Genomic DNA, 7857 nt, shown 5'->3' on the forward strand with positions numbered 1-7857 from the left:
GCGGTGTAGATGTCCGGCGCATCGCCGTAGCGGCCGGCACGGTAGTCGGCGAAGTTGACCTGCACCGCGCGCACGCTGCGTTCCCCGCCCAGGTCCACGGTGAGGGTCTCGCCGGGCGCGTTGCGCGCGGCCACCCAGTAGCTGCGCGGGTCCTCGTCGGTGGCGCGGTCGGCGGCGAAGCCGTCCAGGGTGGACGAGGCGGTGGCCGGCTTGCGGTAGGACAGCAGCATCCAGCCGGTGAACAGCGCCTCCGGGTCGGCCGCCGGGCCGTCCGGCATCCAGTGCGGGAAATCGCCGAAGCGGGTCGACACGCGCATCTGTCCGTCGGCGGCGAACGCGGCGGGGAACAGCACGATGCGCCGTTCGAAGGTCCAGTTGGCGCCGATCCAGGCGGTGCCGCTGTTCCACCAGTTGCCGTGCGCGTCCTGGAAGGTGGAGCCGTGGCCGGCGCCCTGCATGAAGCCGCCGGGCTTGTAGGCCACCGGGTTGTACGCCGCATAGACGAACGGGCCGAGCGGGTGCTCGCCGACGTACACGCCGTTGGCGTAGGCGTTGTACTCGCTGCCGGGCGCGCCGTACTGCAGGTAGTAGCGGCCGCCGGTCTTGGTCATCCAGGCGCCTTCCAGGAAGCTGCCGATCGGGCTGCCGTCGGGGAAGCGGGCGCCGCGATGGTCGGGGCCGAAGCGCTCCCAGCCGTGCTGCGCCGGGTCCAGCGCGAGCAAGGGCGTCGGCACGCCGCGGAAGGCGAACCCCTGCGCGTTGCGATCCATGGCGATGCCATACAGCGGATAGCGGTCCGACGAGCCCCAGTACAGGTACCACTGGCCGTCGTCGTCGATGAACAGGTCCGGGTCCCAGGGGCCGGGCGGCACGTCGCTGAGCGGGCGGCCCTTCATCTCGGTGCCGATCGGCTGGGCGCGCGGCAGCTTGGGCAGCAGCCGGGTCAGGAAGTCGAGCTTGCCGCTGGCCGGGTCGCGGGTCTGCAGCAGCGGGCGCGGTTCGAAGGCCGACTGCATGATCACCAGGCGGTCGTCGTCGGCCACCACCGCCGGCGCGACGATGCTCTCGAACGGCCAGCGGCTGGGCGTGACGAACTGCCAGTCGAGCAGGTTGCTGGAGCGCCAGTAGCCGTCGGCCAGGGTCTGGAACAGATAGTAGGCGTCGCCGAAGCGCACGAACACCGGATCGGCGCCGGTGCGATAGGAAATGCCTTCGTTGAGTTGCTCGAAGTTGTAGCGGTAATCCAGGTCGATCGGATTGGCGTAGCTGCGCTGGCCTGGCGCCTGCGCCGCGGCCAGCCCGGCGGACGCCAGCAGCGCCAGCGTTGCGAATGCTCTGAACATGGCGATGGCCTTCCCCCCGTGACGGCGCCGGCTACCGTAGCAAACGCAGCGGCAGGGCGCGATGCGGCGGGCCATGCCGCCGCGGTTACCATGGCGCCCGCCCGTTCCCCGCTGCCGTGCTGCGGCCGCGGCGCCTTTCTTCGCCGACCGCCGACTCCATGACCGCCAACGTCTCGCCGCGCCGCCTGCTGCCCCTGCTGTTGTCGTCCTTGCTGCTCGCGGCCGCTGCCGCCTTCGCCAACGACAGCAGCATCGGCGACGCCAATGGCTCCATCGAACTGATCCGCCAGCCGGACATCCGCATGAGCAAGGAAGACCTGTTCATCAGCGAGGAGCGGGTGCAGGTGGACTACGTGTTCACCAACACCAGCACGCGCGAGCTGCTGGTGCCGATCGCCTTCCCGATGCCGCCGATGTACTTCGGCATGGCCGACCACAGCGCGCTCACCGACTTCAGGCTGTGGGTGGACGGCAAGCCGGTGCGCACCGAGCGCCGGCTGGTGGCGAAGCTGGACGGCAGCGACATCTCGCGCGCCTGGGCGGCCAGCGGCTGGACGCCGGACGACCTGGCCGAGTATGTCGAGGGCGGCACCGTCCCGGCCGGGCGCAAGCCGCTGCCCGCGCGCTGGTTCGACGCCGACGGGCAGCCGCGCTTCACCCTCAGCGAGTACTTCGTCTGGCAGCAGCGCTTTTCCGCCGGCGGCACGGTGGCGATCCGCCACAGCTACGTGCCCAGCGTCGCCACCGGCGTGCCGATGCCGGCCAGCGACCTGATCGGCGAGTACGCCAAAAGCACCTGCCTGGACGCCGCCACCCAACAGCGCCTGCGTCGCCGCGCCGGCGGCAACGGCCTGCAGTGGAGCAACCTGCGCTACGTGCTGCGCACCGGCGCCAACTGGAAGGGGCCGATCCAGGACTTCCACCTGACCCTGAAGAAGCGCGCCCCCGGCGACCTGCTCAGCCTGTGCTTCGACGGCGAACTGCAGCGCACCGATGCGCTCACTTTCGAATTCCGCCAGCGCGACTTCGTGCCCGAGCGCGATCTGGACATCCTGTTCCTGCGCTGACGCGCCATCGGCGCCCGCAGCGGCCGGCCGCGCCGAAGCCGACATCCGGCTGAACGCCGATGCGGCGCGGTTGGCAGTTTCGACCCGACGCGGTGGCGCGCGCGGCGGCGGATCGGGCAGCATGCGGCGGCGCGATCCCTCCCCCAGGACCTGCCCGCATGCGCGATGCCGCCGTTGCCGCTTCCGATCCCGTCGCCCTGGTGGCGGCGCGCCTGGAGCGCCTGCCGCCGACCCGCAGCCTGTGGCGCCTGGTCGCGCTGCTGGCGCTGGGCGGCTTCTTCGAACTGTACGACCTGTTCCAGACCGCCTACCTCAGCCCCGGCCTGCTGCGCGACGGCATCTTCGCCGAGGGCGCTGCCGGCGTGTTCGGAATTGCCGACCAGGCCGCGTTCGCCTCGGCGACGTTCCTGGGCCTGTTCCTCGGCGCGAGCCTGCTCAGCCCGCTGGTCGATCGTTTCGGACGCCGCGCGGTGTTCTCCTTCGCGCTGCTCTGGTACTGCGTGGCCACGGTGGCGATGGGCCTGCAGCACAACGCGCTGGGGGTGATCCTGTGGCGCGGGGTGGTCGGCATCGGCCTGGGTGTGGAACTGGTCACCATCGATACTTATCTGTCGGAAATGGTGCCGCGGCAGATGCGCGGCGCTGCGTTCGCGTTGGCGTTCTGCCTGCAGTTCCTGGCGGTGCCGGCGGTGGCGTTGAGCGCCTGGGCGCTGGTGCCGCACGCACCGCTGGGCCTGAGCGGCTGGCGCTGGGTGGCGCTGCTCAGCGGTGGCTTCGCGCTGGCGGTGTGGTGGCTGCGCAGCCGTTTGCCGGAGTCGCCACGCTGGCTGGCCACGCAGGGCCGCCACGCCGAGGCCGACGCGGTGCTGCAGCGGCTGGAAGCGCGCTGTACCGCCGACCTGGGGCGGCCCTTGCCCGCACCCGAGCCGGCCTCGGCGCCGGCCGCGCCCACGCCGCAACTGTCCGCGCTGTGGCAGCCCCCGTACCGGCGCCGCATGGCGATGCTGGTGAGCTTCCACATCTTCCAGGCGATCGGCTTCTTCGGTTTCGGCAACTGGTTGCCGGCGCTGCTGGCGCGCCAGGGCGCCGACAGCGTGCACGGCCTGGGCTACGCCTTCGCCATCTCGTTGGCGTATCCACTGGCGCCGCTGCTGCTGATCGGCGTGGCGCAGCGCTGGGAGAACAAGTGGCAGGTGGTGGTGTCGGCGCTGGGCGCGATGCTGTTCGGCCTGCTGTTCGCCTGGCAGAGCCAGCCGCTGCTGCTGATCGCCTGCGGCGCGGCGGTCACCTTCTGCAATGCCTGGATGAGCTTCGCCTATCACGGCTACCAGGCCGAACTGTTTCACACCGCGCTGCGCGCCCGCGCGGTCGGCTTCTGCTACTCCTTCAGCCGCCTGTCCACGGCCGCCAGCAGCCTGCTGATCGGCATGCTGCTGGAGCGCACCGGCCACCGCGGCGTGCTCGCCTGCATCGCCGCCAGCCTGCTGATGGCCGCCACGGTGGTAGGCCGGTTCGGACCGCGCACCCACCAGCGCGCGCTGGAGCGGATCTAGGCGTGTGGGATATGTTGAGACGCGCGCGAAGTGGCCTGGCGCACATCGAGGCGTGCATCGCGTCCATACTGGCCCTTTACCTACCGCGGAGGACGTCATGCAACCGTTCAACGGCGCCAAGCTGGCGCTGCTGTGCGACGACGCGCTGCTGGTGTACCAGCGCGATGTGAAGCCGGAGATTCCCTGGCCGGGACTCTGGGACCTGCCTGGCGGCGGCCGCGAGGACGACGAGAGCCCCGAGCGCTGCGCTCTGCGCGAACTGCAGGAGGAGTTCGGCCTAGTGCTGGAGGAAGACAGGCTGACCTGGGGCCGCTGCTATCCGTCCCTGCAGCCCGGGTGCCTGCCGAGCTGGTTGTTCGTTGGCCGCCTGAGTTGTGTCGAGATCGCCAGCATCCGCTTCGGCGATGAAGGCCGGGGGTGGCTGCTGATGCCCGTGGCCGAATTTCTCGCCCATCCCCAGGCCGTGCCCCATCTGCAGGAGCGCCTGCGCGACTACCTGGCTCAGTGCGTGCAGGGGTAGCTGGTCTGGCCGGCCAGTCGTTGCCTGCGATACGAGAAGCGGGTTTACAGCGTGGGTCGCGGGGCATGCAACCGCCGCTATGACGGCTGCCTCTGCAGCGCCGATCCTGCCACCTTGGGCCATGGCCAGTTCGGTGGACCGGCGCGATGTCGCCGGGGCCAGGGCGCCACGCTTGGCCTAGTGGTGGACCGGCCGTCCTGTCTGGACCGCGCCCGGCGCCGCGTGGGCCAGACGCAGGCGCGGTGTACGTCAGGGGCCTGCCTCAATCCCGATCACGCGTTCCGGCCGCGCGATTCCTTAACGTCCCGCACCGGTCATCGTCCCTCGACACCATGCCGGGGCGGCCCGGTGCATGCTGTCGCCTCCCTCGCCACGAGCTTCAGCCATGACCTCGCTATTGCCCGTCCCCGTGATGGATGCCGCCGACCACCGCGACCTGGCCCAGGCGCGCGCCCTGCTGGAACACCCCGGCCTGGCGGCGAAGATCGCCAATGCGGTGGGCGCGCCGATCGAGGCGCTGATCAACAAGCGCCTGCCGAAACTGTTGTCCTCGCGCATCGATGCGGTCAGCCAGCGTGCGCTGCGGATGGCGTTGCGCTCGGCGCTGCTGACCCTGCGTGGGCAGGCGCCGGAACGCGCACGGCCGCGCCTGCATGGCGCCGCGGTGGCGGCGACCGGTGCGGCCGGCGGCTTCTTCGGCCTGCCCGGGCTGGTGGTGGAACTGCCGCTGACCACCACGTTGATGCTGCGTTCGATCGCCGATATCGCCCGCGCCGAGGGCGAGCGCCTGGACGACCCGGCGACCGCCCTCGCGTGTCTGGAGGTGCTGGCGCACGGCGGCCGCAGCCACCGCGACGACGGCAGCGAATCGGGCTACTTCGCGGTGCGCGCGGCGATGGCGCAGCAGCTCAGCGCCGCGGCGCAGTACATCGCCGCGCACGGCCTGGGCAGCAAGGGCGCGCCGGTGCTGGTGTCGCTGCTGTCGCGCATCGCCGCCAAGTTCTCGGTCACGGTCAGCGAGAAGCTGGCGGCGCAGGCGGTGCCGCTGGTCGGCGCGGCCAGCGGCGCGCTGCTCAACACGGTGTTCATCTCGCACTTCCAGGCGATGGCGCGCGGCCACTTCATCGTGCGCCGGCTGGAGCGCCGCTACGGCGAGGCGGCGGTACGCCAGGCCTACGAGGCGTTGCCGGCCGGGCGATGAGCCATGGCGGTCGCCGCGTTGCGCTGGCTGTGGGCAGCGCGCGCTGGCACAGTGGTGGCCGCCGCCACGCTTCTCCCGATCTTTCCTTGCCGCAGGTGCACGCCATGAAAACCCGCCACCGTTCCGACAGCGACGACGACCAGCCACGGCTGGCGGTGCTGATCGATGCCGACAACGCGCAGCCGTCGGTGATCGAAGGCCTGCTCGCCGAAGTCGCCAAGTACGGCCTGGCCAGCGTCAAGCGCATCTATGGCGATTTCACCAGCACGCGCATGACCCAGTGGAAGCAGGCGCTGCTGAAGCACTCGATCAGCCCGGTGCAGCAGTTCGCCTACACCAGCGGCAAGAACGCCACCGACAGCTCGCTGATCATCGATGCGATGGACCTGCTCTACACCGGCCGCTTCGACGGCTTCTGCCTGGTCTCCAGCGACAGCGACTTCACCCGCCTGGCGCAGCGCCTGCGCGAGGAAGGACCGACCGTGTACGGCTTCGGCGAACGCAAGACCCCGGATGCGTTCGTGCAGGCCTGCGACAAGTTCATCTACACCGAAGTGCTGCGCAGCGAGGCCAGCGCCGCCGAACCGGCCAAGCCTGCCGCTGCGGCCGCCAAGCCTGCGGCCAAGGGCCGCAAGAAGCCGGCCGCGACGCCGGCCAAACCCGAGCCGACGCCCGCCGCGACCGAGACCAAGCAGGCGCCGCTGACCCTGCTGCGCCAGGCCATCGAGGAAGCCTCCGACGACCAGGGCTGGGCCGGGCTCGGCAGCGTCGGCAGCTATCTGAACAAGGTGCGGCCGGATTTCGATCCGCGCCTGTACGGCCACAAGAAGCTCAGCGACCTGCTGCGCCGGCTGTCGACGCATTTCGAACTGGAGGAGCGCGGCAACGAGGGCGGCGGCAAGCGCATCTTCGTGCGCTCGCGCGGATGAGCCGTCAGCTGCTGCCATTCGCACTGGTGCGCGCCGTCGCGGCGCGCAATGGCACACACAGGTGCACGACACGATGAGCGATCGACCCTACGCCCCGTCCTGCGACCGCAACCGCGATCCGATCCTGCAGGTGCTGCAGCGGCACTTCGCCGGTCGTCGCCAGGTGCTGGAGATCGGTAGCGGCACCGGCCAGCACGCGGTGCATTTCGCCGCGGCGCTGCCGCAGCTGACCTGGCAATGCAGCGAGCGCGCCGAGCACCTGCCCGGCATCGCGCAGTGGCTGGAGGCGGCGGCGCTGCCGAACACGCCGCCGGCGCTGGCGCTGGACGTGCGCGAGGGGCCGTGGCCGCGCACCGGCTACGATGCGGTGTTCACCTCCAATACCTTGCACATCATGGGCTGGGACGCGGTGCAGGCGTTCTTCGCCGGCGTCGGCCAACTGCTGGCAAACAGCGCCGACGGCATGCTGGTGGTCTACGGCCCCTTCAACTACGGCGGCGCCTTCACCAGCGACAGCAATCGCGACTTCGATGCGTGGCTGAAGGCGCGCGACCCGGCCAGCGGCATCCGCGATGCCGAGGCGGTGGACGCGCTGGCGCAGGCGCAGGGCCTGACGTTGCAGGAAGACATGGCGATGCCGGCCAACAACCGCTGCCTGGTCTGGCGCCGCGGCTGAGGCAGGAGCGCCACCCGGCGATGCCTTGGCGTCGTGCGGGTGCGCGATCGCGCAGGCGGATGCGCCGTGGGCGCCCAATCTGACTGCGTCAGCCATGTCGTGACGGTGCATGCGTCAGCGACGCGCAGTGCGCGGTCGTACCGAATACGCCGACGTGCTTGATGCAGCACTGTCTTGGCCGGTTCCATGCCATGCGCTGCATGGTGGGCGACGCAGTAGGCGTTGTGTCCAGGTGACGAAGCCGCACTCTCTCCCTCATCACGGGTTCACTGCCGTGCCACGGCGGATTCACCGCGCGCTTGCGACTGTGCGCCGACACCCGCCGCCGCCCATGTGCCTGCGGCCGGTGCTTCCTTCCTTCGCCACGGAGCGTTCCCATGGACAACAACGACAAAGCCCGCGATCTCAATCGCGACCCGATTTCCGGCACCCCGGGTTCGCATCCGGTCGGGGTCGGCATCGGCGGCACCGCTGGCGGCGTGGCCGCGGGCGCGCTGGCCGGCACCGTGTTCGGGCCGCTCGGCACCTTGATCGGCGCGGCGGTCGGCGTGGTGGCCGGTGCGGCGGC

At 70.8% G+C, this 7857-nt stretch carries 7 protein-coding genes and 1 pseudogene; 7 read left to right on the forward strand and 1 reads right to left on the reverse strand.

The genetic code is table 11. The features are described 5' to 3' along the window. Nucleotides 1–1343, reverse strand: a 1343-nt coding sequence (locus D180_RS15635; protein WP_017913539.1) for a family 43 glycosylhydrolase, incomplete at its 3' end; no start/stop codon positions are given. Nucleotides 1344–1501: 158 nt separating this feature from the next. Between D180_RS15635 and D180_RS15640 the strand changes: the two genes are divergently transcribed. The 7 genes and pseudogenes from D180_RS15640 to D180_RS15670 all read left to right on the forward strand — a co-directional run. Further along, complete coding sequence (locus D180_RS15640) at nucleotides 1502–2410, forward strand: DUF4424 family protein (protein ID WP_017913540.1); 909 nt, start codon at nucleotides 1502–1504, stop codon at nucleotides 2408–2410. Between the two features lie 158 nt (nucleotides 2411–2568). Then, the gene (locus D180_RS15645; protein WP_017913541.1) at nucleotides 2569–3963 is read left to right on the forward strand and encodes an MFS transporter; all 1395 of its coding nucleotides are present in this window, start codon (nucleotides 2569–2571) and stop codon (nucleotides 3961–3963) included. A gap of 97 nt (nucleotides 3964–4060) precedes the next feature. After that, nucleotides 4061–4483, forward strand: a complete 423-nt coding sequence (locus D180_RS15650) for an NUDIX hydrolase (RefSeq protein ID WP_017913542.1) — start codon at nucleotides 4061–4063, stop codon at nucleotides 4481–4483. Nucleotides 4484–4868: 385 nt separating this feature from the next. Next, nucleotides 4869–5684, forward strand: coding sequence for an EcsC family protein (locus D180_RS15655; protein ID WP_198526568.1), 816 nt, complete (start codon nucleotides 4869–4871; stop codon nucleotides 5682–5684). 104 nt (nucleotides 5685–5788) lie between these two features. Then, nucleotides 5789–6613 (forward strand): NYN domain-containing protein, encoded by an 825-nt coding sequence (locus tag D180_RS15660; RefSeq protein WP_017913544.1) that lies wholly within the window; start codon nucleotides 5789–5791, stop codon nucleotides 6611–6613. A 73-nt stretch (nucleotides 6614–6686) separates the two neighbouring features. Further along, complete coding sequence (locus D180_RS15665) at nucleotides 6687–7289, forward strand: DUF938 domain-containing protein (protein WP_017913545.1); 603 nt, start codon at nucleotides 6687–6689, stop codon at nucleotides 7287–7289. 377 nt (nucleotides 7290–7666) lie between these two features. After that, nucleotides 7667–7857, forward strand: a pseudogene (locus tag D180_RS15670) (hypothetical protein); the annotation flags it as partial.

The sequence above is a fragment of the Xanthomonas sp. SHU 166 genome (assembly GCF_000364685.1).
Classification (GTDB): Bacteria; Pseudomonadota; Gammaproteobacteria; order Xanthomonadales; family Xanthomonadaceae; genus Xanthomonas_A; species Xanthomonas_A sontii.